General features: G+C 70.1%; 25 protein-coding genes. 12 read left to right on the top strand and 13 right to left on the bottom strand.

Translation table 11 applies throughout. The features are described 5' to 3' along the window. Window positions 1-123: 123 nt before the first annotated feature. Complete coding sequence (locus AB0I59_RS38760) at window positions 124-1,041, top strand: TIGR03619 family F420-dependent LLM class oxidoreductase (RefSeq protein WP_061260337.1); 918 nt, start codon at window positions 124-126, stop codon at window positions 1,039-1,041. Here the strand turns inward: AB0I59_RS38760 and AB0I59_RS38755 are convergent. Beyond that, on the bottom strand, window positions 1,019-1,264 hold the full coding sequence (locus AB0I59_RS38755; protein WP_358141346.1) for a hypothetical protein: 246 nt from the start codon (window positions 1,262-1,264) through the stop codon (window positions 1,019-1,021). The two genes, AB0I59_RS38760 and AB0I59_RS38755, sit on opposite strands and share 23 nt — an antisense overlap. 185 nt (window positions 1,265-1,449) lie before the next feature. Then, window positions 1,450-2,595, bottom strand: coding sequence for an FAD-dependent oxidoreductase (locus tag AB0I59_RS38750; protein ID WP_358141343.1), 1,146 nt, complete (start codon window positions 2,593-2,595; stop codon window positions 1,450-1,452). Between the two features lie 20 nt (window positions 2,596-2,615). Here AB0I59_RS38750 and AB0I59_RS38745 point away from each other — a divergent pair, with 20 nt between their 5' ends. Next, the gene (locus AB0I59_RS38745; protein WP_358141430.1) at window positions 2,616-2,783 is read left to right on the top strand and encodes a TetR/AcrR family transcriptional regulator; all 168 of its coding nucleotides are present in this window, start codon (window positions 2,616-2,618) and stop codon (window positions 2,781-2,783) included. A gap of 136 nt (window positions 2,784-2,919) precedes the next feature. Here AB0I59_RS38745 and AB0I59_RS38740 read toward each other — a convergent pair whose 3' ends face one another. Next, a complete protein-coding gene (locus tag AB0I59_RS38740) occupies window positions 2,920-3,528 on the bottom strand; it encodes a TetR/AcrR family transcriptional regulator (RefSeq protein ID WP_358141340.1) in 609 nt (202 codons plus the stop codon). 115 nt (window positions 3,529-3,643) lie between these two features. Here AB0I59_RS38740 and AB0I59_RS38735 point away from each other — a divergent pair, with 115 nt between their 5' ends. The 3 genes from AB0I59_RS38735 (at window position 3,644) to AB0I59_RS38725 (ending at window position 5,974) form a co-directional block, all read left to right on the top strand. Continuing rightward, window positions 3,644-4,507: an alpha/beta hydrolase gene (locus AB0I59_RS38735; protein ID WP_358141337.1), complete on the top strand. Its 864-nt coding sequence runs from the start codon at window positions 3,644-3,646 to the stop codon at window positions 4,505-4,507. Between the two features lie 175 nt (window positions 4,508-4,682). Continuing rightward, entirely contained in the window at window positions 4,683-5,162 is a 480-nt protein-coding gene (locus AB0I59_RS38730; RefSeq protein WP_358141334.1) for an alpha/beta fold hydrolase, read from the top strand. A gap of 239 nt (window positions 5,163-5,401) precedes the next feature. Further along, on the top strand, window positions 5,402-5,974 hold the full coding sequence (locus tag AB0I59_RS38725; RefSeq protein ID WP_061260328.1) for a dihydrofolate reductase family protein: 573 nt from the start codon (window positions 5,402-5,404) through the stop codon (window positions 5,972-5,974). A 103-nt stretch (window positions 5,975-6,077) separates the two neighbouring features. Here AB0I59_RS38725 and AB0I59_RS38720 read toward each other — a convergent pair whose 3' ends face one another. The 6 genes from AB0I59_RS38720 to AB0I59_RS38695 all read right to left on the bottom strand — a co-directional run bounded on the left by AB0I59_RS38720 (window position 6,078) and on the right by AB0I59_RS38695 (window position 12,440). Then, a complete protein-coding gene (locus AB0I59_RS38720; RefSeq protein ID WP_061260326.1) occupies window positions 6,078-6,902 on the bottom strand; it encodes a carbohydrate ABC transporter permease in 825 nt (274 codons plus the stop codon). Further along, entirely contained in the window at window positions 6,899-7,876 is a 978-nt protein-coding gene (locus AB0I59_RS38715; protein ID WP_082777519.1) for a carbohydrate ABC transporter permease, read from the bottom strand. The genes AB0I59_RS38720 and AB0I59_RS38715 overlap by 4 nt, the downstream gene beginning before the upstream one ends. Before the next feature lie 60 nt (window positions 7,877-7,936). Further along, window positions 7,937-9,205: an extracellular solute-binding protein gene (locus tag AB0I59_RS38710; RefSeq protein WP_061260323.1), complete on the bottom strand. Its 1,269-nt coding sequence runs from the start codon at window positions 9,203-9,205 to the stop codon at window positions 7,937-7,939. Window positions 9,206-9,301: 96 nt separating this feature from the next. Further along, window positions 9,302-10,690, bottom strand: a complete 1,389-nt coding sequence (locus AB0I59_RS38705) for a cellulose binding domain-containing protein (RefSeq protein WP_358141329.1) — start codon at window positions 10,688-10,690, stop codon at window positions 9,302-9,304. 131 nt (window positions 10,691-10,821) lie between these two features. Then, entirely contained in the window at window positions 10,822-11,574 is a 753-nt protein-coding gene (locus AB0I59_RS38700) for a sugar isomerase domain-containing protein (RefSeq protein WP_061260318.1), read from the bottom strand. Beyond that, complete coding sequence (locus AB0I59_RS38695; protein WP_061260316.1) at window positions 11,571-12,440, bottom strand: MurR/RpiR family transcriptional regulator; 870 nt, start codon at window positions 12,438-12,440, stop codon at window positions 11,571-11,573. Before AB0I59_RS38695 ends, AB0I59_RS38700 begins: the two co-directional genes overlap by 4 nt. Window positions 12,441-12,520: 80 nt before the next feature. On the opposite strand from AB0I59_RS38695, the gene AB0I59_RS38690 reads away from it, so the two are divergent. Further along, window positions 12,521-13,534: an N-acetylglucosamine kinase gene (locus tag AB0I59_RS38690; RefSeq protein ID WP_358141326.1), complete on the top strand. Its 1,014-nt coding sequence runs from the start codon at window positions 12,521-12,523 to the stop codon at window positions 13,532-13,534. Between the two features lie 2 nt (window positions 13,535-13,536). Here the strand turns inward: AB0I59_RS38690 and AB0I59_RS38685 are convergent, their stop codons facing one another. Then, window positions 13,537-15,663, bottom strand: coding sequence for a polysaccharide lyase 8 family protein (locus AB0I59_RS38685; RefSeq protein ID WP_358141323.1), 2,127 nt, complete (start codon window positions 15,661-15,663; stop codon window positions 13,537-13,539). A 386-nt stretch (window positions 15,664-16,049) separates the two neighbouring features. Between AB0I59_RS38685 and AB0I59_RS38680 the strand changes: the two genes are divergently transcribed. The 3 genes from AB0I59_RS38680 to AB0I59_RS38670 are packed head-to-tail and all read left to right on the top strand — an operon-like array spanning window position 16,050 to window position 20,939. Beyond that, complete coding sequence (locus tag AB0I59_RS38680; protein ID WP_358141320.1) at window positions 16,050-17,624, top strand: outer membrane protein assembly factor BamB family protein; 1,575 nt, start codon at window positions 16,050-16,052, stop codon at window positions 17,622-17,624. Then, the gene (locus AB0I59_RS38675) at window positions 17,614-18,435 is read left to right on the top strand and encodes a hypothetical protein (RefSeq protein WP_358141317.1); all 822 of its coding nucleotides are present in this window, start codon (window positions 17,614-17,616) and stop codon (window positions 18,433-18,435) included. The genes AB0I59_RS38680 and AB0I59_RS38675 overlap by 11 nt, the downstream gene beginning before the upstream one ends. Next, entirely contained in the window at window positions 18,429-20,939 is a 2,511-nt protein-coding gene (locus AB0I59_RS38670) for an outer membrane protein assembly factor BamB family protein (RefSeq protein ID WP_358141314.1), read from the top strand. The genes AB0I59_RS38675 and AB0I59_RS38670 overlap by 7 nt, the downstream gene beginning before the upstream one ends. 95 nt (window positions 20,940-21,034) lie before the next feature. Here AB0I59_RS38670 and AB0I59_RS38665 read toward each other — a convergent pair whose 3' ends face one another. Beyond that, window positions 21,035-21,604, bottom strand: coding sequence for a TetR/AcrR family transcriptional regulator (locus AB0I59_RS38665; RefSeq protein ID WP_061260312.1), 570 nt, complete (start codon window positions 21,602-21,604; stop codon window positions 21,035-21,037). A gap of 118 nt (window positions 21,605-21,722) precedes the next feature. Between AB0I59_RS38665 and AB0I59_RS38660 the strand changes: the two genes are divergently transcribed. Together AB0I59_RS38660 and AB0I59_RS38655 are read left to right on the top strand one after the other, a co-directional pair. Then, the gene (locus tag AB0I59_RS38660; protein ID WP_358141311.1) at window positions 21,723-22,916 is read left to right on the top strand and encodes an FAD-dependent monooxygenase; all 1,194 of its coding nucleotides are present in this window, start codon (window positions 21,723-21,725) and stop codon (window positions 22,914-22,916) included. A gap of 71 nt (window positions 22,917-22,987) precedes the next feature. Continuing rightward, the gene (locus AB0I59_RS38655; protein ID WP_061260308.1) at window positions 22,988-23,230 is read left to right on the top strand and encodes a hypothetical protein; all 243 of its coding nucleotides are present in this window, start codon (window positions 22,988-22,990) and stop codon (window positions 23,228-23,230) included. A gap of 7 nt (window positions 23,231-23,237) precedes the next feature. On the opposite strand, the gene AB0I59_RS38650 is transcribed toward AB0I59_RS38655, so the two are convergent. After that, the gene (locus tag AB0I59_RS38650) at window positions 23,238-24,020 is read right to left on the bottom strand and encodes a LysR family substrate-binding domain-containing protein (protein WP_358141308.1); all 783 of its coding nucleotides are present in this window, start codon (window positions 24,018-24,020) and stop codon (window positions 23,238-23,240) included. Between the two features lie 49 nt (window positions 24,021-24,069). Between AB0I59_RS38650 and AB0I59_RS38645 the strand changes: the two genes are divergently transcribed. Next, complete coding sequence (locus AB0I59_RS38645; protein WP_358141305.1) at window positions 24,070-24,216, top strand: hypothetical protein; 147 nt, start codon at window positions 24,070-24,072, stop codon at window positions 24,214-24,216. 15 nt (window positions 24,217-24,231) lie between these two features. On the opposite strand, the gene AB0I59_RS38640 is transcribed toward AB0I59_RS38645, so the two are convergent. Next, window positions 24,232-26,103, bottom strand: a complete 1,872-nt coding sequence (locus tag AB0I59_RS38640) for a CASTOR/POLLUX-related putative ion channel (protein WP_358141302.1) — start codon at window positions 26,101-26,103, stop codon at window positions 24,232-24,234. Between the last annotated feature and the right edge of the window lie 47 nt (window positions 26,104-26,150).

Raw genomic sequence — 26,150 nt, 5'->3', positions numbered from 1 at the left:
CCAAGGGGTGTTGCCTAGCCTCTCCCTGGACGCTAGACCGGGAGCGTCCAAGTATGAGATGCGTACGCAATATGCACCTCAGTTCTTCCCGGCTTTCCACGGCGAAGTATCAAGGAATTTCTCATGCAGATCGGATACGCAGTCCCGCAGTACGGCGCCTTCGCCGACCCGGATTTCATCCGGCAGGCCAGCGCGGATCTGGAGGCCATGGGCTATAGCAGCCTGTGGGCGGGTGATCGAATCATGCTGCCGCTTGCCCCCAGCGATCCCTACCCGGGAGGAGACGGCGAGGTCCCCCCGGCCTTCGCGACGTTCTTCGACCCGCTGACCGCATTGACGCTGGCCGCTGTCAGCACTCGGGAGGTCCGGCTGGGAACCAGCACGCTCAACGCGCTGTGGCAACCGCCGGTCCTGCTCGCCCGCATGCTGACCTCGCTCGACCTGCTCAGCCATGGACGGCTGGACGTCGGCATCGGTCTCGGCTGGCTGCGTGACGAATACACCGCGACCGGGGTGCCCTGGCAGGGGAGGGGAGACCGGCTCGAAGAGACGCTCGACGTGATGGAGGCCGTCTGGAGCAGTGAGGTGGTCGAGCACAAGGGCACTCTCTGGACCGTGCCGCCGTCGCACATCGACCTCAAGCCCTTCCAGCGGCCGCGCCCCCCGATCCTGCTCGCCGGTTACACGCCCTCGGCTCTGGAGAGGATCGGCCGGCGAGCCGACGGCTGGCTGAGCGCGGCGATACCCATGCCCTATCTGACCTCCCTGTGGGATATGGCGCTGCAGAGCGCGGCACGCGTCGACCGGGACCCGTCGGCCCTGCGAATGGTGGTGCGCGTCAATCCGAAGATCACCGATTCGCCCGCGCCCGACGACCAGGTGCCGCACGCCGGAACCGTGCAGCAGATCGGTGACTACCTGCTGACCCTCGCCCAGGCCGGTGCCCACGAGGCGTTCGTCGACCTGCAGACGACGACGTCCTCGCGCGATCAGTTCATGGACGTCGCGCATGAGCTCATCACCAGGCTGCACGCCGGCTGAGCTCGCGCGCCCAGCCCACGCTCGGCACCGTGGCACCGCAGGCGCATCCGCCCACCGACGCCGTCCTGACGGTCGAGGAGCGCAGCAGGAACGTGGACAGGTTCGGCCAGCTCGCGTGGTTGATGATGCCGTAGTCGGCGCATTCCCCCTCCAGCGGCTGTAGCAGGGTCGAGTTGGGCAGCGCGGTCTTGGCCTGCAACCAGCCGGCCGTGTACTCCCACACCTTCAGCAAGGTCTCGCGGTCGTCGGCGTAGAAGTAGTTGAACAGGAAGGCGTGGTCCGGGCCGTGGTCGACGTCGCCCAGCCGGGCCGCGTCGCGGCCCGCGATCTGGTGGGTGCGGCGGGCGGGCGACGGCGTGACGGTCGTTGACGAGCTTCACGAGGCGCCCCTTCAGCTGGGGTGGGCGTTCACGCGGCGTGCCGTCTGTTCAGGCCGGACAACCGCCAGGCCAGCCGGGTGCGGACGGCGGGGATGCGGCCGGCCAGGGCGAGGAGGAGATTGCGCAGCACGCGGTGGCCGGCGGCGGCGGTGGCCAGCTTGGTGAGCCGCCCGGCGAGGGCGACCACCTGCTCGGCTTGCGGGCGGCGGGTGGCGGCGTAGGAGTCGAGCAGGCTGTCCGGTTCGCCGTCGAGCACCCGGGCCAGCGTCTCGCCCAGGTGTACGGCGTCGTCGATGCCCAGGTTCATGCCCTGGCCGCCGGCGGGCGAGTGCACGTGGGCGGCGTCGCCGGCCAACAGGAGGCGACCCCGGCGGTAGGTGTCGGCGATGCGGTGGTGGACCCGGAAGCGCGAGCTCCAGATCAGCTCCTGCACCCGCGCGGGCTCGGCCTCGGGGCCGCGGGTGTCGAGCAGGTGCTGCACGAAGGGGATGCCGGGTTCCTTGGGGGCCTGGTCCACGGTGGCGACGATGCGGTGCAGGCCGCCGCGCAGCGGGGCGACGACGACCAGTCCGGCGGGCGAGAAGTACAGGATGACCTCGTTCTGCGGCACACCGCCCGACAGGCGGACGTCGGCCAGCACGAACGACTCGGCGTAGGTGCCGCCGGTGAAGCCGATCCCGGCGCTCTGGCGGACGGTGCTGTTCAGGCCGTCGGCACCGATCAGGTAGGCGGCTCGGATCTGCTGCCCGTCCTCCAGGGTGGCGGTGACGCCGTCGGCGTCCTGCTCGACGCGGGTCACCCGGGCGGGCCTGATCACCTTGCCGCCGAGCTCTTGCAGGCGGGCCAGCAGGTGGGCCTCAGTGTCGGCCTGGGAGATCATCAGGGTGTAGGGGTAAGCGGTGGGCAGGCCGCCGAAGGGCACCGGCACCAGCACCTGGTCGCGGTCGCGGATGGTGAAGACCGGAGTGGGGATGCCGTGCGCGGTCAGCCGGTCCGCCACGCCGTACGGCTCCAGGACTTCCAGGGTGCGTGCGTGCACGACGGCGGCGCGAGAGGTGTTGGCGCCCTCCGCCTGCGCGTCCACGATCATGACCTGCCGGCCGCGCTGGGCCAGGACGATCGCGGCGGTGAGCCCGGCGGGCCCGGCTCCGATGATGAGCGCTTCGGCGTTCACGTCGCCTCCTTGGTCAACGGCTGTGCGATCCGGAGCGTGCTCCCCTGCGGGCTTCCCTGATCGCCTCGCAACTGCTGGGGCTGGCCCTGTCCCGCTACATCCTGAAATTCCCGCCGATGGTGGCGACAACGGAGGAAGAGCTCATCGCCTGGCTGAGTCCCACGATCCAGCGCTATCTCACCGAGTGAAACCACAACGCCCGCCCATCGGTCCACGACTTAGCGGGGGGTGCGCCACCACGCCTGCACGGGAGGGGCGAGGTTTCAGGACCTGCGGTGCAGGCGCTGACTGCGGCGGTGTCCTGGCGCCCTGGCGATCGACGGCTCAGACGTGTTCAAATCCTCGCTCGATGGCGTCAAGCGCCTGCCCAACGACATCTTTGACCTGCCGTTCAACCTCAGTCGGCTCCGCCCCACCGAGGAGTCCTCGCTGGAGGAGATCATGGCGGAGTACCAGAGCGCCGACCATCAGAGCCGCCCACGGCGCCGATCCGCTGGCGGCCGCCAGCGGATCCAACCACGACTGAAGAATCGCAGCGCGACGAGTTCTCAGCGTCGGAGAGTCGTATTCGCATTGGGCCCAGACACGCATCGCGTTCCACGAGTCGGTGTCGACCCCAGTCCACGGACACGGAGCGGTGAGCAGGGGGCCGTCGAGAATCATCGGCCGGAGAGTGGTTGTCGCCGACACCGACGCGCGGTGCCGAAGCGCGTCAACGAAGGCATCGAGGATCGCGGGCTCAGCGTCGAAGAACAGGTCTTCCTTCGCCCCGAAGTAGTTGGTCACAGTCTTCACGGAGACGTCCGCCGCCTCCGCGACCTGCGCCAATGTGACGTTCTCGAAGCCATCGCGCTCGAACAGCCGCGTCGCACGGTCTGAGATGCGTTGCCGGGTCTCTACGCGCTTGCGCTCCCGAAGGCCTCCATTTACCATGATGGTAAGTTTACCATGTTGGTAATTATCTGGCTATCGCGCCACATGCGCCGCGGTGACCCGTGTCACAGGCCAGGTGCATGCGGCACCCCGACGCCATCCACGAGAAGGACTCATGAACGACCCATCCATGTGCATCGCCAGGGACCACTTCGCATCGACATCAGCCGGTCGCGATGTCGACTATCAGGTTCTCCTCCCGTCCGACTGGGAGGAGGGCGAACGGCTCCCGCTCGTACTCCACCTCCACGGCGCGATGTCGTCATCAGCGTCACTGGAACTCGCGAGGCCGTTTTACGAGGACCTCCTCCAGCGAGGCGAATTCCCTCGCGCTGTTGTCGCGTGCCCGAGCACTCCCACAGCTGGAGGTTTCTATATGGACTGGCCGGACGGAGCCTCGTGGGAGGCGTTGATCACCGATGAGTTCCCTGAGCATCTTGCGGTGAAGTATGGGCCCTTCACCGAAACGGCCCTCATCGGCGCATCGATGGGAGGCTATGGGGCCCTCAAGGTGGCCTTCGGTGATCCGGATCGCTTCGCGGCAGTCGCAGCGATCTCGCCTGCCGTGTTCCCCGGCGAGACGCCGGAGGACGTTCCCCAGCCGAATCTCCCCTCTGTACTGGGTGATCTTCACCAGGCCATGGCGAACGGATCTGGCGACGCCGATACGTACGTCGGTAATTCCGTCTACGGGAGAGCACGTTTCAACGCCCACAGGATCCGCGACACTGCTCTTCCGATCCTGGTGGATTGCGGTGCCGCCGACGAGTTTCTCCTGCACGAGGGGGCGGACTATCTGCATGGAGTACTCACGGAGCTCGGCATCGCCCATGAGTTCCGGCTCGTTGAAGGCGCAGGGCACGTTGGGCCGGCGGCTGACGCTCGGACGCGGGATGCGATTCGGTTTGTCGGAGCTGCGCTCGGGCCTTTTCGTCGTTCAAATCACGGTGTTCACGCTGCGGGCGAACACCGCGGCTGATAGCGCCTGTCGGGGCCGATTCCTGACCAGCGCAGGCAGTTGGTGAAGCGACGGCGCCGCAAGGCCCGGCTGAAAGCTGCCGAGCTGGGCCGGTCGCGGGAGACAAGGCCTACTCCTATGGCCAATCGCGCCTACCTACACCGACGCCACATCAAGGCGGTCATCCCCTCAAGGGATGGAAGGAGCTGGCCACCCGCTACGACGCAACCCCGGCAGCTACCTCGCTGGCCTCCACCCGCACGGAATGCCCGAGGCCCGCCTGCAGGCCGCCCTCAAGGCCTTCCAGACCGACCGCCCGAAGTGGTTCGCCCGGCAGGCGCAGGTGTGGTTCGCCACCCATTTGAACGAGATCTCCCCGGCCGCCGTCGAGCACACCATCAGCCAGTGCCTGGCGACCTCGCCGTGGGCCACCGCCAAGCTCTTCGAGGCCGCCTTCCATGAGGACCACCGGGCGGGGCTGCGCGAGATCACCATCCCCGCCCTGGTCGTCCACGGCACCGCCGACTCCTCAGCGATGATCGCCGTCACCGGCCGCCGCACCGCCAAGCTGATCCCCGGGGCGATCTTCAAGGAGTATCCGACCGCCGGCCACGGCCTCTACTTCACCCACAAGGACCAGCTCAACGCCGACCTGCTGGACTTCATCACGGCCTAGCGCTGGACCGCCCGGCCGACGCTCCACGGGCGCTTGGTGTTCCTGGCGGGCCAGGCGAGGCGGTGCGGCAGCGCTCGAACCGAAGCAGGGTGATCCTCGCGCCTGTACGACCCCGCCGGGTCCGGATCTCAGTGATCCATCGGATGACGTCCGTTCCGAATAGAAAATTTTTCTTGACGAAAAAAGTTGTCGGTGGGAGGGTGGGGAGGCACACGGGACAAGAGAGGCAGGGATCAGTGATGAGGAAGATCGTTGCGGGGCTGTTCATCTCGCTCGACGGCGTGGTCGAGGCGCCGGACCAGTGGCACTTCCCGTACTTCAGCGATGAAATGGGCGAGGCTGTCGGCGGCCAGATGGCGGACACGGACACCATGCTGCTGGGCCGTCACACGTACGAGGCCTTCGCCGAGTACTGGCCGCACCAGAACAGTGACGTGCCCCCTGCCGACTTCATGAACGGGGTACAGAAGGTCGTCGTCTCCACCACGCTCGACAAGGCGACGTGGGAGCCGACCACGATCATCGGTGGGGACGTGAACGCTCAGCTCACGGCGCTCAAGGCGCAGCCAGGCAAGAACATCTCCATCACGGGCAGCCCGACCCTGGTGCGCACGCTGCTGCGCGACGGCCTGCTCGACGAACTGCGGCTGCTGGTGCACCCGATCGTGGTCGGCCATGGTCAGCGGTTGTTCGACGAAACGGCCGAATCGATCGGGCTCGCACTGGTGAGTTCACGGACCATCACCAACGGCGTGCTGGAGCTGGTGTACACGCCGGCGCCGATCCCGGCCCCGCAGTCACCCGAGGCCTGATCGTCCACCTGTTCACAGCGCCGGCGTGGAGATCACCGGGCCGATCTCCACGCCGAGTGCCTTCAATCGTCCAAGGTGGGCGGGCAAGCGAGCGGGAGCGGGATCACCCCTTCACCGCCCCGGCGATCATGCCCGTGCCCACCCGGCGCTGGAGGAACAGGAAGACGACGAGAACGGGCAGGGCGAACAGCGTGGCCGCGGCCATGGTGGCCCCCCAGTCGGCGCCGAACACGTCGCGGAAGGACGACAGCCACACCGGTAGCGTCCGCTTGCCCTGCTCCTTGATGATCAGGATGTTGACGAAGGCGAACTCGTTCCAGGCGGTGATGAACCCGAACAGCGAGGTCGCCATCAGGCCGGGCGCGAGAAGCGGGAAGATCACTTTGCGGAAGGCCGCCGACCGGTTACAGCCGTCGACCAGGGCCGCCTCCTCGACCTCGGCCGGGATGGCGGCCAGGAAGCCGCGGAGCGTCACGATCGTGAACGGTAGCGTGATCATGAAATACACGCCGGTCAGCATGGTGAGCGAGTCCAGCAGATCGCTGTCGCGGGCGATGATGAACATCGGCACGAGCAGCGCCTCCCAGGGCGCCATCTGCGCGGCGAAGACCGCCACGATGAACGCCCCCCTTCCCTTCCAGCGCATCCGCGCGACCGCGAACGCGGCAAGGAGCGAGACGACCAGCGCGATCAGCACGGCGGCACCGGTGACGATCAGGCTGTTGCGCCAGAACGTCCAGAACCCGTCCGCGCCGACGGCTGTGGCGAAGTGTGCGGTCGTTGGGTGAGCGGGCCACAGGGCGGGGGTCTCGGACTGGATGTCGGCGGTCGATGTGAACGCGGTGACGACCATCCAGTAGACCGGGAAGATCATCACGGCCAGGACGGCGAGGGCGGCCGCGTTGAGCGCGATCCGGCGCGGTCTCACGTCTCTGCTCCTTCCTGCTTGAGCATCCGCCGCAGGTTGCCGACCAGGGCGACGGTGAGGACGACGACGGTGAGCATGGCCACGGCCGAGCCGAGGTCGTAGCGGTGCAGCGCGCGAGCGATCTTGAAGGCGTAGACGGGCAGGGTGGTCGTCGCGCCGTCGGGACCGCCCTGGCTGAGGACCCATATCTGCGGGAAGCATTTGAACACCCAGATCACCTCCAAAGACGTGATCAGCGCGAACATCGGGCGCAGGATCGGAAACGTGATCTGCCGGAAGATCTGCCATGCGCCGCCGCCGTCGATCCTGGCCGACTCGTAGAGTTCGACAGGGATGGTGGTCAGCCCCGCGTAGAGGGTGAGCGCGGCGAACGGCACCGACTGCCACACCACCAGGACGACCAGAACGCCGAACATGGCTGTACCGTTCGCGAACCAGGAGAACCCCCGGAAGGAGTCGAGTCCGAGGCTCGTGAGCACCCAGTTGACGACGCCGAGTTCCGACTGGAACAACCACTGGAAGATCGTGGTGGCGGCGATGATCGGCGTGGCCCAGACCAGCGCGAGCGAGCTCATCAGGGCCGTACGCATGCGGCGGCCCAGCCGCACCAGCATCAGCGCGATCCCGGTCGAGATACCCACGATGAGGACCACATTGATCGCGGTCCAGACGAAGGTCCGCAGCACCACGGTCCAGAACTCGCCGGTGGCCAGTAACTCCCGGTAGTTATCCAGACCGACGAAGGCGGCTCCGCCCCTGATCAGCTCGCCCATCCTGAAGTGCTGGAAGGAGATCAGGGCCGCCCGCAGCAGCGGGTAGAGCAGCAGGAACACGCCCCCGGCCACGGCCGGGGCGACCAGCAGGTACGGCCACGGCCACGAATCGCGGCGGACTCCGTTGCGACCGGTAGGCGGCGCCGGGCGCCGGCGGCCGGTGTCGGCGTCCGGGGCGGGGGCGTGGATGGCGACGGGCACGACGCCCTCCCTCCAGGGTCGGGCGTCGCCCGGCGTTCCGGCCGGGCGACGCGAGGACGTTCAGGAGCCGCTGTTGAGCGTCGAGGTGATGGCCTCGGAGGTCTTGCGCGCCTCGGTGGCCGCGTCCTTTCCGGTGAGCGCCGCGGTCATGTACTGCTTGATGACCTGCGTGGCCTCCACCGCGGCCCAGTTGGGGGTGTTCGGGGTGGCCCTGCCGCCCGCGGCGCCCGCGGCCATCGCGGCGGTGCCCTCGTTCGCGTCGAGCACGTGCGCCAGTGACGTCTTGTTCGGCACGAAGCTCATCGCCTTGGCCAGCTCGGTCTGGAACTTCTCGCCGGCCAGCGCCTTGACCACCTCGTAGGCCGCGTCGTGGTGCTTGGACGCCTCGGGGATGATCAGGTCCGACCCGCCGGTGAACACGGCGCCGGGCTTGTCGGCGGTCTTGCCCGGGATCGGGAAGAAGCCCATCTTGTCCTTCATCCCGGGCGCGACCTCCAGCACTCGGGCGGCGCCGCCGGGCACGCTGATCATCTGGGCGACCTTGCCCTTCGCGAACACCTCGTGCTGCGGCGGGTTCGCCTCGTCGGCGTCTTTGGGGCCCTTGCCCAGCGCCTGGAGCTTCCTGTAGAAGTCGAGGCCGGCCAGCGCCTGGGGCGTGTCGAGCGCCCCCTTCCAGGTGTCGCCGTCCTTGACGGCGAGGTCGCCGCCCTCGTCCCAGATGAACCCGGCGAGCACGTACCAGGTCTGCCCGGTCAGGTAGATGCCCTGGTCGCCGCCTTCGTCGAGCTTGGCGGTGTCGGCCAGCCACTCGTCGCGGGTGTTGGGCGGGGAGTCGATGCCGGCCTTGGCGAACAGGTCCTTGTTGTAGATGACGACGCGGTTGGCGGCGTACCACGGGACGCCGTACTGCCTGCCGTCGATGTTGCCCGGCTGGGCCAGGCCGGGGATCCAGTCCGCGCCGCCCAGGTCCGCGATCTTGTCGGTGAGATCCGTGACGCCACCGCTGGAGGAGTACTGCGCGACCTGGGTGTTGCCGACCTCGATCACGTCCGGCGCGTCTGTGCTGGCCAGCGCGGCGGTGACGCGCTCGCCTATGCCGTCCCACGCCTGGATCTGGATGTCCAGGTCCAGGCCCTGATGCGTGGCCTCGTACTCGGTCTCGAACCGCTTGATGAGCTCGCCGGTGACGCTGCCGTCCATGATCCAGACAGTGAGCTTGGCCGGTCCCGCGCCGGTGGGGTCGGCGGCGGGCGGCTCGCCGGAACCGCAGGCGCTGACGCCCGCGGTCATGACGAGCGCGGCCGCTGCGGCAAGAAGGCGGTGCTTCATGGTGCTTCTCTTTTCGGGGGGTACGGCTGGCGCCGGTCTTCTCAGGGAAAAGGGGGCGGTGCGGCTCGCGCCGGGCGGCGCGAGCCGCACGGCGACTCAGGAGTTGGGGACGGTGTCGGTGAACGTGGTGGAGGCGGCCCGGAAGGCGCCGACCCTGTTCTGCACCTCGGCGGGCGAGACGACCTCGCCCTTGCTGTAGTAGACCCAGTCGACCTGCTGGTGATACGTGCGCGGAGCGCTGCCGCCCTGCAGGTCGATGAACCACTGGTTGAACATCAGCCACATCGGCGTCTCGGGGTAGTAGATGTCGCCGTGGTCGGCGAACAGACGCCCGTCGATGTAGTACTTGACGCGGCCTCCGGCGACCTGGATCACCAGGTCGTGCCACCCGGCGAAGCTGGCACGCTCCTCGGTGTGGGTGTTGACGGCCAGCCACGGGTCGTTGCGGTAGGTCTCCCAGCTGGTGGTGTACATGATGTTGCCGGGCTCACCCCACCCGCCGTTGGGGAGGTACTCGAAGTCGAGTTCTCCGTAGTCCGGGTCGAGGTCGTGGGCCAGCGGCGTGATGGTGAAGAAGGTCTGCACGATGTGCTCGCCGTCGGGACCGCTCACCGGGGCGTCACTGAACTTCACCCTGGCGGCGTAGGTGCCTTCGAAGAACTTGCGGTTGGCCGTCGAGAGCTCGGTGTGGACGGTGCCCGAACCGGTGCCGTCGGTCGAGGAGGCGAGCTGGAGCACCTGGTTGCCGCTGACCGTGGGGAAGGTCACGGCGGCGGGTGACCAGGTGGCGCCGGGCACACCGGGACCACCGGAGTTCGAGCGCACCGTCCAGCCGCGCTGGGCGAGGCGCGGATCGGAGGATCCGGTGTAGGCGAAGTCGTCGAAGAGCGTGCCCTGGCTGGTGCCGGGGTCGCCCGAGGGGCTGGCCGAGGGGCTCGGCGACGGATCACCGCCGGCCGCGGGGACGCCCCAGGCAAGCCGGCCGTCCACGTACACCGCCACCTTGTCCCAGTCGGCGTAAGCGGTCTGGGCTCCGAAGGAGTAGTCGTCGCTCTGGGTGAAGTTCTGCCAGTCGGCGCGGTAGAAACGCAACTGCAGGTCGCCGGTGTCGGCACCGGCCGCGAGGGATCCGGAGGTGAAACCGACCTCCAGGTAGCGATCGGCGGTCGGCACGGGGGTGGCGAGGTTCACGAACTGCCCCGTCACCGTGGAGCAACCGACCACGGCCCATGAGCAGGCGAAGCGGTAGGTCGTCTCACCCGTGAAGTAGTAGCGGATCTTGACCTGGTTGAGCGGGACGGGCGTAGTCCCGGTGTTGAGGAGTTTCAACCACGGCTCGGCCTGCGCGGTGGTGGCGCCGGTCGAACTGGTCCTGTACTGCAGCCGCACAGCCTGGGCGGCGGAGGCCGGCGTCGCCAGGACGATGCCGGCGAGGGAGACGGGGAGGGCTAAGGCCAGCAGAACCTTCAGGAAATGTCGGGACATGAGGTGATCTCCTTTTACGGGACCCCCGAGCGGTTGGACGGCATGGCGACAGCAGCCGCCGTCGATGATCGGCCGGGGCCGCGCGCCCCCACGGCGGAACGCGGCTCGCGACCGGAGTTCCCCGAGATGGGTCAGGCGCCCCGGCGAATCCGGCCGGCATAGCGGGCCTCGAGTGCGAGATTGTGCGCGTCGCCCTCGGGAACGTTCGCCGACAGGTACACCGGCGGCACCTGGCCTGCCGCGAGCAACTCGCCTACCGCCTCGGCGACGACGAGTTGGACGAGCAGGGCGGAGGTGATGGTGGAGACGGCTCCGACGGCTCCTCCGCCGGGCAGCGGGAGCACGGCGTCGCCGTACGGGGCCCGGTTGTCGAGGACGACGTCGGCGAGGTCGCACAGTTTGCGGCCCGAGGGGTGCTTCGGGGAGACCGCGGAGCTGTGCTGCAGGGAAGTGATCGCGATCAGGTCGTGACCGCGCTCCTTCACGAGGGTGGCGAGCTCGACGACGACGCCGTTGACGCCCGAGCTGGAGATGATGACGAACAGGTCGTGGTCCTCCACGGGCGCGACGTCCAGGATGCGGCGAGCGATGGAGGGGTCGCGCTCCAGGTCGTAGCGCTGGAGCTCCTTCGGGTCGGCGCCGCCGTACAGGACGATGTCCCTGAGCGCGAGCCGGTTGGTGGGCACCAGGCCGCCGGCCCGGCCGGCGATCTCCATGGCGACCGCCTCGGAGTGGCCCGAGCCGAACGCCTGGATGACGCCGCCTCGGCCGAGTGCCGTCGTGACAAGGCCCGCGGCCCGCGTGACGGACGCCGCCTGGTCTGCGGGAATGGTCTGCACCAGCTCGGCGATGTGCTCGGCGTAGCGGTGCGGGTCGATCGTCACGCGTCTCCTCCGGGAAGCCGGTGGCCGGTCACGGCCCTGAGCGTCAGGTCGAACGCCTGGCGGGTGCGCTCGTAGGAGCGCTGCGCGATCGAGACGTAGACGACGTCGAGGACGAGCAGCTGGGAGTGGATCGCGGCGAACCCATCGCTCCTGAACGTGGTCTCCCTGCTCGCGGTGGTCAACACCAGCTCGGCCACCTCGGCGAGCGGCGATCTCGGGTGCGAGGTGACCGCCACCGTGATCGCTCCGTGGCTGCCCGCCTCGGCGAGCACCTCGATCACCTCACGGGTCCTGCCGCTGTGCGAGATGCCGATGGCCACGTCCCGCTCGCCGAGCAGCGCCGCGTCGGTGAGCGCGCTGTGCGCGTCGGATCTGCTCCAGGTGGGGATGCGGATGCGCTGAAGGCGGTACTCCATCTCGCTCGCCACCGCCGCGCTGCTGGAGACGCCGAACAGCAGGACCCGGCCTGCCTGCGAGATCGCGGCGGCGACCTTCTCGACCGTGGCGAGGTCGAGCTGGGCCGCGGTCTCCTGGATGAGCCGGATGTCGTTCCCCGACACGACCCCGAGCACCCGCTCCAGGTTGTCGTCGGGCAGGATCTCCTGGCCGATGTCGGTCTCCCACGTCTGCTGGGCGACCCTGCCCTGCTCGGTTGCGATCGCCACCCTGAGCTCGGCGTAGCCGCCGAAGCCCAGCGCCCGGCAGAAGCGGGTTATGGTCGCGGTCGAGGTGCCGCTGCGCTCTGCCAGGTCGACGATCGTCGACCTGGCGGCCTCGCCGGGGTTGCTGAGGATCAGGTCCGCCACCCGGCGCAGGGCCTCGGGCAGCTCCGACCGCTCGGCTCGGATCCGGCCCAGTAGCTCCACGTTGCTCCTCCTCTCACCGTGCAATGAAAATTATGCTCAACATATAGCATCGTCAAGGGGAATAGGTAATAATTTTTGACATGAGCCTGGTTCTCGGCGTGGACGCGGGGGGCACGTCGTCACGCACGGTGTTGAGCACGATCGGCGGTGCCGTCGTCGGCCGCGGCAAGGCGGGGGGAGGCAATCCGATGGCGCTCGGGCCCGCCGACGCCTTCGCGCACGTGGGCGCGTCCGTCCGGCAGGCCCTGAGCGCGGCCGACCCGGAGGAGGTGAAGGCCGTGATCGTCGGGATGGCGGGATCCGGCCTGCTGCGCGAGTCGTCCGCCCTGGCGGCGTTCGAGCGGGCATTCGCTGACACCGGTCTCGCCTGTACGCCGCGGGTCGTGGGTGACGTCGTGGTCGCCTTCGCCGCCGGCTCTCCCTCGCCCTCGGGCACCGTGCTGATCTCCGGGACAGGAGCGATCGCGGCGAAAATAATCGCCCATGCGCCCGTGGCCCTGGCTGACGGATTCGGCTGGCAACTCGGCGACGAGGGATCGGCTTTCTGGCTCGGCCGGGCCGCCGCACGCGCCGCGATACGCGAGCTCGCCCGGGCGACCGGCCGGGCGGGCGCACCCCGTGTACCCGGTGCGCCCCGTGCGCCCCGGATCGTCGGCGGTCTGACCGATCTCGTTGTCCGGCACCTCCTACCGGGCGACGCGGACCTGGACGGTGGCTGCGTCGACCGGCTTGCCACGGCGGTGCAAGGGGGGCCGCCCCTCGCGCTCGCCGAGCTGGCGCCGCTGGTCAGCAGGGCGGCGATCGACGGCGACCCTCGGGCGCTCGGCATCGTGGAGGAAGCCGCACGATGCCTGGCGCGCAGCGCCCTGGAGGTCCACCACCCGGGCGACGGCACCCCCGTTGTCCTGGGCGGGAGCGTGCTGACGAGCAAAGGTCCCGTACAAGATGCCGTTCGGGACCTGCTCCAGCCGGAGGTGCCGGTCGCGGTGGCAGGGGACGGCGCTGGGGCCGCGGCGTGGCTCGCGCTGCGCGAGCTCGTCCCTCCGGCGGAGGCCGCCCGCCTGCACGCGAGACTCGCGTCGACGGGCAGGTGACGCTAGAGCCGTACGGTGACGGTCGAGGAGCCGCCGCCGTGGGCGGCGAGGCGCTCGAAGGTGAGGGTGAGTGTCGCGCCGGTCGCGGCGCTCGCCAGGAACGGATCCCCGTGAAGCACCGCGGCGACCGGCCGATCCCAGGTCACGGTCAACTCGCTCAGGTCGCGCCGAGGGTCCGACACGGCCAGCGTTGCCGTACCGTCGCCTCTTTCTCTGACGAGGACCGCGCACGGGGCGGAGGCGGACAGGCCGCCGGCGGCTCCCTCGTTCCAGAAGTTGACCGCGGTGATCCCGAGGGACGGCACTTCCACACCCTGCGTGCGTGCGGTGTTGGCGAGCACGCGCGCCCAGCCGGTGTCGGCGGCGCGGGTCCGGGTCTCCGCGAGACTCGCCCCCGGCAGGAGGAGGTAGACATAGCCGGCCGAGCTGGGATCCACACCGTGGTCGAGCCAGAGAGTCGCATAGCTCCTGGTCACCGAGCTGCTCGCGCGTTCCTCGCACAGCGTCTCAAGGCGGGCGCCACCGGGCAGGACGTAGCCGCCATGTCCTTCCAGGTGGGCCCAGCCCGCCGCGTCGTCGACGGTGAGGAGCGCGTCGGTTCTGCGGTTGTCCACGATCGTCTCGACCGGTACGCCGTCCCGGCCGCTGATCGCGGCGCCCAGGCAGATCACGGCGTCATCGAGGAAGAACCACGACTTGAAGGCCTCCATCGTGCTCTCGAAGCCGTTCAGGTGCTGGCCGACCGTCGCGTACATGCCGTCGGTGGCGCCGCCCACCCAGCGGCCCGGCGGGCAGGTGTCGCCCCACCCCTCACCGGCGCCGTCGGCCAGCCGCCGGGTGGAGACGGTCGTGCCCGGCAGGCGGTAGGGGTCCACGGTGGACCAGAAGGCGTCGGAGTACTGGTCGCCGTGGCCCTCGCCCCACCAGTAGAGCATTCCTGAGCCGGTGTGCCAGCCACGCGGGTTCTCGCCGTTGCCGTGCTCGTAGTGGCCGATCCGGTAGGACGCCATGCTGAGCCCCGCGCACCATCCCGGGCGGCGATGGACGGCGCGGGCGCTCATCGCCATCAGCCGGTGCCCGACGGGTTCCTCGGCGGCGGGGATCGCGTCGTCGTCCAGCACCGCGGCGAGGCGGGCGTGAAACCCCAGATCGCTGCTCTCGGCCGCCTTCAGCATGGGTACGGAGGTGTTTCGCGACGCCCACCCTTTGACCATCCGCTGCCAGCGGTCCCGCTCGGCGGCGGTGGCCGCCTCTGCCAGCAGCAGGATCGAGGAGGCGATGCCGCGCCCCTTCCTGTGGTCGCCGTAGGGTTCCCTTCCGATCCCGCGCCCGCTGACCAGGTCCATGCAGAAGCCGTCGTGGACGACCGGCGCGAAGGACCGCTCGACCATGTCGAAGACGACCTGCCGGTTCGGGTCGGTGATCTCCCACGGCGAGCCGCGCACCACCGCGAACAGCGTCGCGAGGCCGGACAGCGTCACCGCCCCGTACCCGCCCTGGTAGGGGACGAAGGTGTGCTGGATGAAGGATCCGTCGCGGTAGAAGCCGTCGCCCTCGTGAACGTACGGGAAGACCGGGGAGAGCGCCGAGACGGCCAGCGCGGCCTTGTCCGGGTCGGATCTGAGGATGGCGCGCAGCAACATCACCGTGCACAGGTCCACCCGGTTCGCCCCGGTGCTGGTCCCGCTGTAGTCGTTCAGGCGGCATTCGGGGACGAAGTGGTCCACCGCGTCCCGCAGCGCGCCGCTCCGCCGGTTCGTCAGATGGGGACCGATCAGCACAGCCGCGTCGAGGAGCTTCCTGGGCGTGCCGATCTGCCAGTCCCACCAGTTGCCGACCGGGTCCGCGCCCTCGGTGTACACCCGCCGCCGGTAGTGGTCGATGCCGGTGGCGACGGCCGCGGCCAGGCTCGCGTCACCGGTCAGGCCGGTCCCCTCCAGTGCGTACGCGCGGGCCATGGTCCGCAGCCGCGCCGGGGTCTCGGTGAGGGAGGGGAACGGCAGATCGGGCCAGAGCGACGCGTCGGCCGGCACCATGGCGTCCCGGTGTCCGGCCGCCACGGCCCCCAGCCTCGCCAGCCTGGTCCGGTACGGCTCGGCCTCCGCGTCGAACCCCGATCCCGCCGTCACGTCCCGCCAGCGGCGGCGTAGTCGCGCGAAGGAAGCGTCCCCAGGGTGCTCGGCGTGGACGCGCGTGACGCATGCCGAGACGAGCGCTCCGGCGGCGGCGACACCGCTGAGCTGGAGAAATAATCGCCTCGAACATCCCATTTACGGAATACGTTATCGCGCGAAATCGATAGCGGTTCTGAATATCACACCATGCCGCCCAAAATGGGTCTTGTGTCGGCCTGACGGGGTCCTCATCATGAGGGCACGTCCGTCACAACGACGTCGTACGCGGCGAGGACCTTTTGGCTGCTTTCCGGATCCGACCCGCCGCCCGGCCGTTTCTCCCGCGGGGAAGAACTGCGGCGCTCGGATGGGGAAAAGCCGCTGCGAGGTCTGCACTCCTGATGCTCCTCCTCCTCTCGCTCGCCCCCGGGCCGCCGCCCGGTCCTCCGCCGGTTCGCCGTCCACCGGCCACGTCCGGCGTCATGGTCACGGCGGACGCCTCCGCGTACGAGGGCCGCGACCGGGAGGACAGGGTGCTGTGGCGGACGGAACTGGTCGCCCGGGCGATCGGCGACCTGGCCTCCGGTCGGCTCTCGTACGGACGGTTCCTCATACTCGACTCCGAGGCGGGGGCGGCCGATCCCGACGAGGTCCGCTACGTGGCCGAGGAGCGGCCCCGCAGGATCACGGTCCTCGACACGACCACGGGAGTCGTCCGCTGGACGATCACTTCCGGCCGGGGGGAGGACGAAGGCGGCCGCTCCTACTTCTATGCCCTCGGGGCCGCGGACGGCCGGGTGATCGTGGACCTGCCCGCGCTCGGCGTGATCCACGCCCTCGATCTGGCCGACGGCGCGCTGGGCTGGGAGGCGCGGCTTCCCACCGGATGCCGGAGCCTCGGCCGGGACACGCACATGGACGGGCACACCGAGGCCTGGGACGGCTCCAGCAGGAGCGAAGATTGGGACATCCCCCGTGAGCTGGTGACCGAGGACGAGGTCACCCTGCTCGTCCACTGCGAGGGAGGCCGGACCCGGCTGCTCCGCTTCGACGCCCGGACGGGAGCGCCGCGTGGCGAGATCGCCGTGGCCCCGGCGGGCCACCCGCGCCTGCGGGTCGAGCGGGGAGTCACCGTCATCCGCGCGGACGACTCGATCACGTTGGTCGATCCCCTGGGACGAGTGATCTTCGACCGTGTCTCGGGGAGGTGTGGCTGCGACGCCCTCGTCACTCCGGCCGCCGCCTTCGTGGTGTGGGGAAGCGACGAACACGCCTCCCTCCTCACCGTCATCCGGCGGGACTCGGGCCGGGCGGTCGCCACGCGGGCCTACCGCAACGCCTGGATCTCGGGTTTCGACGAGCGGCGCGGCCTGGTCTTCGTCTTCCGCTCCTGGCCGTATCCGCTCCACCAGGAGGTCGGAGGCTTCACCACGTTCGACGTCCTGGAAGCCTCCACCGGACGCCTGGTCACCGTCGTCAGCGAGCCCCTGACCGAGGACGACGCCGTCCGCGCCATCGCCGAGGGCGGCGGGTGGGGTGCGCGGGGCGGAGTACCCGCGACCGCGTGGCCCGATCCGTGCGCCCTGCTCCCCCCCGAGGCACTCACGGCCCGTACGGGAATCGCCTACCGCGCGATCCCCGTTCCCGGGCCCGTGGAACTCGGTCTGACGACGCCGGTCTCCTGCCGGTTCCTCCCGCTGCGGGCCGGGCGGCTGGAGGTCACGGTGACCGTCAACTGGGTGTACGCCTCGGAGGCGGCCGCCGACGAGACCATGTCGGGGCTGCTCCAGCGGTCCACGCCGGGCGGCCCCGATTTGGCCGACCGGGCGTACTGGGTGGACGACCTGGAGGACGCCGTCGCGCTGCGCGCCGGGAACACGATCGTCCTGGTCGAGGCGCTCGGGGAAAGGGACACCGCGCTCCGCGCCGCCGAACTGGTCGCGGCCCGGCTCGAAGGGGGAGTCGATGACGCGTGACGCCGATGCTCCGGAGGACGGCGCCGCCGGCGACGCTCCGCCTGGCCGCGCGTTGAGAGCGCTGAAGAAGCCCGCGGTGTGGCTGGTCGGCACGGTGGGCGCCGCGCTGGCCTCGATCATCGGAGGCGTGGTGCTCGGAGCCTGGCCGTGGCTGCAGGACATGTGGGCCGATCACCAGGACCGGCCGCGGATCACCGCCGTCGCGTACTCGCCGGTGGAGGAGGGCGACTCGTTCGCCTTCCGGCGCGCCATCACCGGCGGTCCGCGCCGCATCCTGCACGGCAGCCCCGACGATACGAAGCTGGTGGACTTCATCCGCCGGGAGCGGGGCGCCCGGATCGGGTCGATGAACGTGACACTGGTGCTGCGCGGGGAGCGGCGCGACATGATCAGGATCGTCGACGTGCGCCCCCGCGTCCGGAAGTCGATGCCGAACGCGTCCGGCACCTGCTTCGTCATGCCGAACGCGGGCAGCGCCGACGTCTTCGCGATCGTCGCCGACCTCGACGCGCTCGCCCCCGGAGGCACGGCCAAGCGAGGGGCGCGTTTCCTGAAGAAGAACATCGATCTCGCGTACGGCGAGCGGGCCACGGTGGAGATCACCGCCGAGGCCGCCAGGCGGGCCTACGAGTGGGACGTCCAAATCGACTACGTCTACGGCGACGACCTCCTGATCCAGCACGCGTACGTCACAGACCGGGACGGGCAGCCGTTCCGGATCACTGGAAAGGCCCGGACGTACCAGGTGGCCTACGACCAGCGAGGTCTGACCGACGTCTTCAGGGTGGCCAGGAGGAACCGGTCGTGCTGACGACCCGCCTGCGGAGGGCCATCGCCGGGATCGGAGCGCTCGTCCTGCTCATGGCCGCGCCACCCGCCTCCTCGCCGCCGGGCAACGGCGGGACGCGCACCCTGTGGCGGGCGGCCTATCCGGCCCCGCTGATGGGCGAGGCGGCCCTCGCGGGCGGCGACGTGGTCGTGGTCACCAGCGCGGTCGCTGCGGTCCTGGACGCGGCCAACGGGACCGAGCGCTGGCGGCGCTCCATCCAGGACGCGCAGGTCGTGGACTGGCTGGCGCCGGGCGGCGCGGTGGTGCTGGCCCACTCGCGGCCCTCGCCCACCGGCGACCTCCCCGCTGTCGAGGCCGTCTCCCGGGCGGACGGGCGGCCGATCTGGCGACGTGACGGCCTCGGCCGGGCGGGCGTGTGGCGCGGCCCGTACCAGGGAGGGAACGTTCCAGCCCTTCCCGCGTGGACGGCCGAGGGGGCGCTGGCCGGGCTCGACCCGGCGAGCGGTGAAACGCGGTGGACGTGGCGGCCGCCCCGCGAGTGCGCCGTGCCGCGTTTCTCGGCGGCGGACGCCGCGGTCATGGTCGTGGCCGTCACTTGCGGCCGGGACACACTCTTCGCGCTCGATCCCGCCTCCGGGCGGTCGCGCTGGCGCCGGGACCTCGCCTCGCTTCGGGACGTCCGCCTCCTGGACGGGGTCGTGGCGGCGGCCGGGGACGACCGCGTCGCGCTTCTGGCCGCCGCCGACGGCCGTGAGATCACGGCTCCCGTGCCCTGTGCGGAGTTGTGCGCGTGGCCGGCATCGGCGGACGGCCGGCTGCTGGTCGCGCGCGCCGCCGGGGGCGCCGAGGTGATCAGTGGCGTGTCCGCCGACGACGGGAGCGCGCCATGGCATCTCGTCGAAGGGCCCACCCAAAACGGCGACGCGGCACGGCACGGCACGATCGTCGCGGACGGCCGGTGGGCTCTGGCCTTCGTGAACGAGGCCGACGTCCCCGGTCGGCCGGTCGATCTGATCGACGTCGACGGCGGGGCAATCAGCCGGGCCGTGCTGCCCCTGAGCGGCCAGCCGTTCGCGTTCAGGGGCAGGACGCTGTTCACCGGCTCCTACGTCACTGCGAGCCCTGGGCGACCAGCCTGGCTCGCCCTCACCGCCGTCGATCTCCCGAGACCGAGCTCGGCCCTGCCGTCCGCCCTGCCTTCGGCCCCGCCCTTCACCCCGCCCTTCGCACTGCCCTCGGCGAGGCCCGAGCCCGACCCCTGCCGGCTCGTACGGCCGGGGCTCGGGGTGACCCGCCGCCCGCTCGGCCGTCCACCGGCCACGCTCTGCGCGTACACCGACCGGGCGGGGCTGCGGTTCACCGTGGGGGTCTGGACCGCCGCGAACGACGAGAACGCCTCGGAGCTGTTCCGGGAACTGGGCGCCGCGCTGGGGACGAGCCCCCTGGACGACGTCGGCGAGGAGGCCTACTCGGCCGGCCCGCGCTCCTCGATGGTCGTCGCGCGCGAGGGCTCCCACATCTTGTGGGTCTCCTCACCGTACCTGCCGTTGCGGGACCGGCTGCCCGTGCTCGCCGCCGAGGCCGCCGGCCGTCTGGGCGCGGCACCGCGCGTCGTCCACGAGATCGCCGGTCCGCGCCCGGGGCCCGTCCCGGCCTCCTCCGAGCGTCCCATGACGGTCCTGCCGGGCACCTCGGTCACCGTACGGGACGACCCGGCGGGAGCGGTCTCCGTCGCCGGATATCGCGAGGACGGTGTGCTGCGTCTGCGCGACGGCTCGGGCCGGTTCCGCCCGGCGCCCGGCAGGCGGGTGTCCGTCTCGCCCGACGACCGCTGGCTCGTCAGCTTCCCTTCCCCTTCGAGGGTGAAGATCGTCGACCGGACGACGGGACGTGCCCGCCGCGTCACCGTGCCGCCGGGGGCGAACACACCGTCCTGGTCGCCCGCCGGGCTGCTGCTCACGACCTGGGAGGACGAATGGCAGCCGAACGGTTTCGTCGTCGTGGATCCCGTCTCCGGCACGACCCGGCGGGTGAAGGCGACGGACGAGAATGCCGACCTGGGAGCCTACCGGTGGAACGGCGACGGCCGGACCGTCGTGACCCCGTACGAGTACTACGCCCACGAGCGTCCGCCGGGCCTGCGCTCCCTGGACCTGTCCGGACGCACGGTGAGCGAGCTGGCCGAGATGGGGGACGAGGTCTCCGATGTCCGGGACCCGCTCTCTCCGAGCCGGTCCCGGTTCCTCACCCGCTGCTACGGCAGGCCCACCGACCTGTGCGTCCGTGAGTCGGACGGCGGGCGACTCCTCGCGTGGATCGAGGCCGGCTTCGTCCGCGTGCTCGGCTGGTACGACGACGAGCACCTGATCCTGTGGCAGCGTGAGGGCACGGGATACCGTGCCGCGGTGGTCGGCCTCTCCGGCGAGACGACGGCGGTGCTCGCCCGCACGCCCGCCCCCGGCGACAAGGACGTGGAGATCCTCTACACGCCCTCGCGCGGGAAGCCCCGGGACTCGGTCCCCTGACCTCTACCGTGACCACGTGCGCCGTCAGGCGGTGCGGTCCATCATCTCGTAGGAGGCGGCCGCGGCCAGGCCGTACCCGAGGTGGGCGCCTGTGGTCAGCGGTCGAAGCCGGCGGCGACCGCTCTGACGGCCTCGGCGAGGTCGCGGCCGGAGGGCGCGCGCTCGGGGTCGATCAACCACTGGGAGAGCAGACCGCTGAGCAGCGTCTGGTAGAGCCGCCCGGTTACCCGCAGGGTCTCGGCGTCGGCGTCCGGGTCGAAGATCTCGGCGAGCCCGCGTCTCGCCTCCTCCAGCCCCGTGCCGAACGCCTCGCGCATCTCGGGCAGGTGGTCGAGCTGGGTGATCGCCTCGAACTGGGTGGTCCAGAGCGGACGCTGGGCCGCGAACGACCCGGCCACCCGGTCCCAGATCTCCTCGAACCGCTCCCGCGAGCCCGGGCGCATGCCCGTGTCGGTCCCGAGCGCGCGCTCCAGCTCTTCGCCCCACTCCCGCATGGCGTCGAAGAGCGCCTCGTTGAGCAGCGCCTTCGTGGACCGGAAGTGATAGCCGATCGAGGCCAGGCTGGTGCCGGAGGCCGCCGCGATGTCACGCGCGGTCGTGCGTGTGTAGCCCTTCTCGTACAGGCAGCGCTTGGCTCCGGCAAGCAGGTCTTCGCGATTTCCCATGCCCCGCACCCTACACCACCGTCTGAGACATTTGTACTAGACAGAATTCTGAGACAGTTGTACAGTCGGCGGCGTACGGACAGAGCGGATGAACCCGACAAGCCCGAGGGAGCCCCCCATGAAGACGGTCCTGATCTCCGGCGCGAGCATCGCCGGCCCCACGCTCGCGTACTGGCTGAGCGAGTTCGGCTTCGCCCCGACGGTCGTGGAGCGCGCCCCCGCTCCGCGCGACGGCGGCTACAAGATCGACATTCGCGGCGTCGCCCTCGACGTCGTCGAGCGCATGGGCCTGCTGCCCAAGGTGCGGGCGCTGAGCACCGACATGAAGGCGGCCCACTTCGTGGACGCCCACGGCAAGGTGCTCGCCACCATGGACGCCGAGCTCTTCGGCGGCCGCGAGGACGCCGACGTGGAGATCATGCGCGGCGACCTCGGCCGCCTCCTCCACGAGGCGACCGCCGACCGGGTGGAGTACGTCTTCGGCGACTCGATCACCTCGCTGACCGAGACCGACGACGGCGTGCTCGTCACGTTCGAGCGCGGTCCCTCACGCGTCTTCGACCTGGTCGTCGGCGCCGACGGCCTGCACTCCAACGTCCGCGGGCTGGCCTTCGGCGACGAGGGGCGGTTCGTCCGCGACCTCGGCCACCACATCTCGATCTTCACGGTGCCCAACCACCTGAACCTGGACCGCACCGAAATGTGCCGGGCCGTGCCGGGCGGCACGGCGCTCATGTACGCCACGGCGCGCGCCGCCGACGCCCGGGCGATGTTCCTCTTCGCGTCGGAGGGGCCGGCCCGCGACCGCAACGACGTCGAGGGGCAGAAGACGACCGTCGCCGAGCGGTTCGCCGACCTCGGCTGGGAGGTTCCCCGGCTGCTCGACGCCATGGCCGACGCCCCGGACTTCTACTACGACTCCCTCAGCCAGATCCACATGGACACCTGGTCCAGTGGCCGGGTCACCCTGGTCGGCGACGCCGCCTACTGCGCGTCCCCGGCCTCGGGGCAGGGCACCAGCCTCTCCCTCGTCGGCGCGTACGTCCTGGCCGGGGAGCTGGCCGCGGCGGCCGGTGACCACACTGCCGCGTTCGTCGCGTACGAGCGCGAGCTGCGGCCCTTCGTCACGGCCAACCAGGACCTCGCCGAGGGCAACCTCAAGGGCATGGTCATGAAGTCGGGGCTCCAGATCAGGTTCCAGATGTTCATGCTCCGCCTGCTGCCACACCTGCCCGGCTCCTCCGCCATGGCCAGGCGCATCACGGAGAAGATCCACAAGGCGGCCACCTCCGTCTCCCTCAAGTCGTACTGACCGGGCGCCCGCCCACGCGTGCTCAGTGCGTGTGCGGGTAGGAGCCGCTGCATACCGAAGGAGGGGTGGGCATGCCTGACCGTGCCGCGCTTGAGGAGATGCAGAAGGTCCTGGACGAGGTCTTCCGGGACCGCGACCGGGCCACCCGCCGCGAGGTGTACGCCTCGGCGTCCGCGAACGTACGCCTGTCGGCCGACATGCTGACGCATCTGAACGAGATGCCCGACCGCAGCTACAGCCGGCAGGAGATGGTGGACGCGATCAACAAGGTCATCGAGAGCCGCGGCGAGCAGGACGCCTTGGGGTTGCTGTGACATGGGGTCACGACCCGGCCGGTTCTCCCCTGCGCGCCTGCCGGGCGGTGTAGTGCGGCCGGTCCGCGAGAGACTCCCTGTGGGCGTCGGCGGCGAGGAGCACGAGCTCCTCGGCCCGGTGCGCGAGCGCGCCGTCGCGGCGCCAGGCGACCAGATGCCTGATCCACAGCGGCGTTCCCACGAGCGGGCGGACCACGATTCCCGCACTCGCCTGGAAGGTGGCCTGGCAGGGTGAGATCGCGTGTCCCCGCGCGACGAGGTCACCAATCATCTGCGGCTCGACCATGATGTGGGGCACCCTGGGGCTGAATCCCGCGTCGCTGCAGGTGGTCACGAAGCACTCCGGCCAGCCGACCCCGTCCGGCGGTGAGAGCACCCAGTCGTCGCCCGCCAGCTCGGCGAGGGACACCTCCTCCTTCACCGCGACGGGATGGTTCTCCGCCATCGCGACGAAGACGGGCTCCATCCCGACGGGCCGCATGCCGACCGAGGGCAACACCGGCAGCTCGTGGCCCGGATAGTCGATGAGGGTCGCCGCGTCCAGCCGCCGCGAGGCCAGGAGGTCCAGGAGCAGCCGCGGCGAGTGCTCGGTGTGCACGGTGATCGACACACCGGGGACGTCGAACAGGCGCTGGAGCAGGCCGCTGAGCAGCGGATTGGCATAGCCGCCCATCCGGGCCACGCGCGCCTGCCCGCCGTACGGCAGGGCGCCCGCCGTCAGCTCGTCCACGGTGTTCACCGCGGACCTGGCGCGGGTGAGCACGAACTGCCCGAACGGGGTCGGCGTCACGCCCAGCCTGCCGCGCCGGAAGACCTGGCCAATATCTCTGGGATAAGACGTGAGCCCCTCACGTGCCGCATGCAAGGACACGTGCACCTACAGCGTGCAGGTGGCCGACTCCACCGACTTCGTCCGGAACACCGCCTACAAGGCGGACATCCTGAGCACGTCGATCACCTGGACGATCACCGGCTGCGAGCAGTAGCCCACCTGGTACGGCTCAGTCCTCGGCGACCACGATGACGTGGTCGCCGTCGTCCAGGACCAGCGGCGCGCCCTTCGGCGGGTTGAGCGTCACACCGTACGCGGGGGGCTCGTCGCTGTGGCCGGCCCGCCGGTAGCCGATGGCGACCTCTCCCCTGCGCCGCGCCGACTCGATGACGGTCGCGAAGTTCGCCTCCACGCCCGGCAGCACGTAGTCCGACGCGGGCTTGAGATAGATCTCCGACCCCGCCGGGTCGAAAAGGTCGGCGAAGACCGCGTACAGGTTCCGGTTCTCGGCGAGCTGGGTCAGCATCAGGCAGATCAGCTTGCTGCTGACGATGAAGTCGTCGGCCTTGGTGACCTGGGCGACCTCGCGGTTGTTGTCGTCGTTCATCTCCGTGACGATCGAGTACGGGTCGCCCAGCCGTACCTCGATGTCGCGCAGGTGGAGCAGTGTCACCAGCGTGCGGTTGTCGGCGCGGTCCGGGTCGACGCCGTCGTTGGAGAGCACCACGATGTGCTGGTACGACCCGAGATCGAGGGACTCCAGCGACCGCCTGCTGGTCGGCTCGCAGGGCTTGAAGCCGACCACCAGGTTCTGCCGGGGCATCTCCACGGCATACACGGGCCTGCGTGGCGCGGCGACGTCCACGGCGGAACCGGGCGGGGCGAGCCGGTCCAGCAGGGCGATGATCTTCGCGGCGCGGGCGTTCCAGCCGATCAGCAGCGTCCGGTCGGGCACGGGCTTCCGTTCGGGAGCCGTGGTGATGACCTCCTCGATGATGGGAGGTCGGTCGGCGGCCAGCCGGATGAGCAGGTCGTCCTCGGCGACCACGATCATGCTGTCGCCCGCGGCGATCGACGTGTCCTGCGGCGGGTTGACCAGCACCGGTCCGTCGGCCTTGTGCACTCCGATCGGCACGCCGAGCTCGTACGCGCCCAGCGCCTCGCCGTACGTCGAGCCGGCGAGGGCGGGCTCGGGCCGGAAGTAGATCTCGTTGCCCGCGAAGTCGAGCAGGTCGGTGCAGACCGTGGACAGGCCCGCCTGCCGATGGGACTGCACCACCATGCGGACGGTGATGTCGTCGGCGTCGATCACCAGCGCCGACTCTCCGGCGGCGAGCCGGGCCGCCGCGAGGTTCTCCGAGTCCTGGACCGCGGCCACGATGTGCGGGCGGGCGCCGGTCCACGGCCGGTTGTTCAGCAGCAGCAGGACCTTGATGACGTCGATGTCGGCGTCCTCGCCCTGGGGCGGCAACACCATGATCGATTTCGCGGTCTGCGGGCTGACGAGTTCGAGGTCCGCCCGCTTGAGCGGGTTGCCCGACCGGCAGATCACCCGCGTGTGGCCGGTGTCGGGCACCCGCATGCGGATCTGGTCCTCCATGCCGACCTTGTCGCGGTCGGCGAGGATCACCACGCACGAGCGCCGGGCGCTCTGGTTGGCCTTCACCAGCTCGCCGATCACCGTGAAGACCTGCTCCGACCAGCCCAGGATGATGGTGTGCCCGCGTTCGACGAGTTGTGAGCGGCCCTTGCGGAGCTGTTCGATCCGTGTCTCCAGGCCGGTCGTGAGCACACCGATGAGGGCACTGACGATGAAGATGCCGCCGACCGTGACCGTGAGCATCAGGCCGAGGAACACCGGATTGCCGGTGTCGCCGCCCATGGTGCCCGGGTCGAGGGTCCGCAGCAGGCTCATCCATGCCACGCCGATCCAGCCGTCGTTGAGCTCGGCGTCCTCGTTGGTGAGGAGGACGACCAGGATCGTCACCACCGCGATGAGCGCGACGGACGCCAGTCCCAGCCAGCCGATCAGCGCGGGGGTGCCCCGGTCCATCGTGCCGTCGAACCAGTACCGCAGGCGGGTCCGCAGTCTCACCCGCACCGGTCAGTCACGCTCCCGCCGTCAGCCCGCCGTCACCTCGGGCCAAA

Origin of the sequence: Microtetraspora glauca (assembly GCF_040656155.1) — a bacterium.
Classification (GTDB): Bacteria; Actinomycetota; Actinomycetes; order Streptosporangiales; family Streptosporangiaceae; genus Microtetraspora; species Microtetraspora glauca.
Note: the sequence above shows the minus strand (reverse complement) of the source record. Positions and strands in the feature narration are given on the sequence as shown.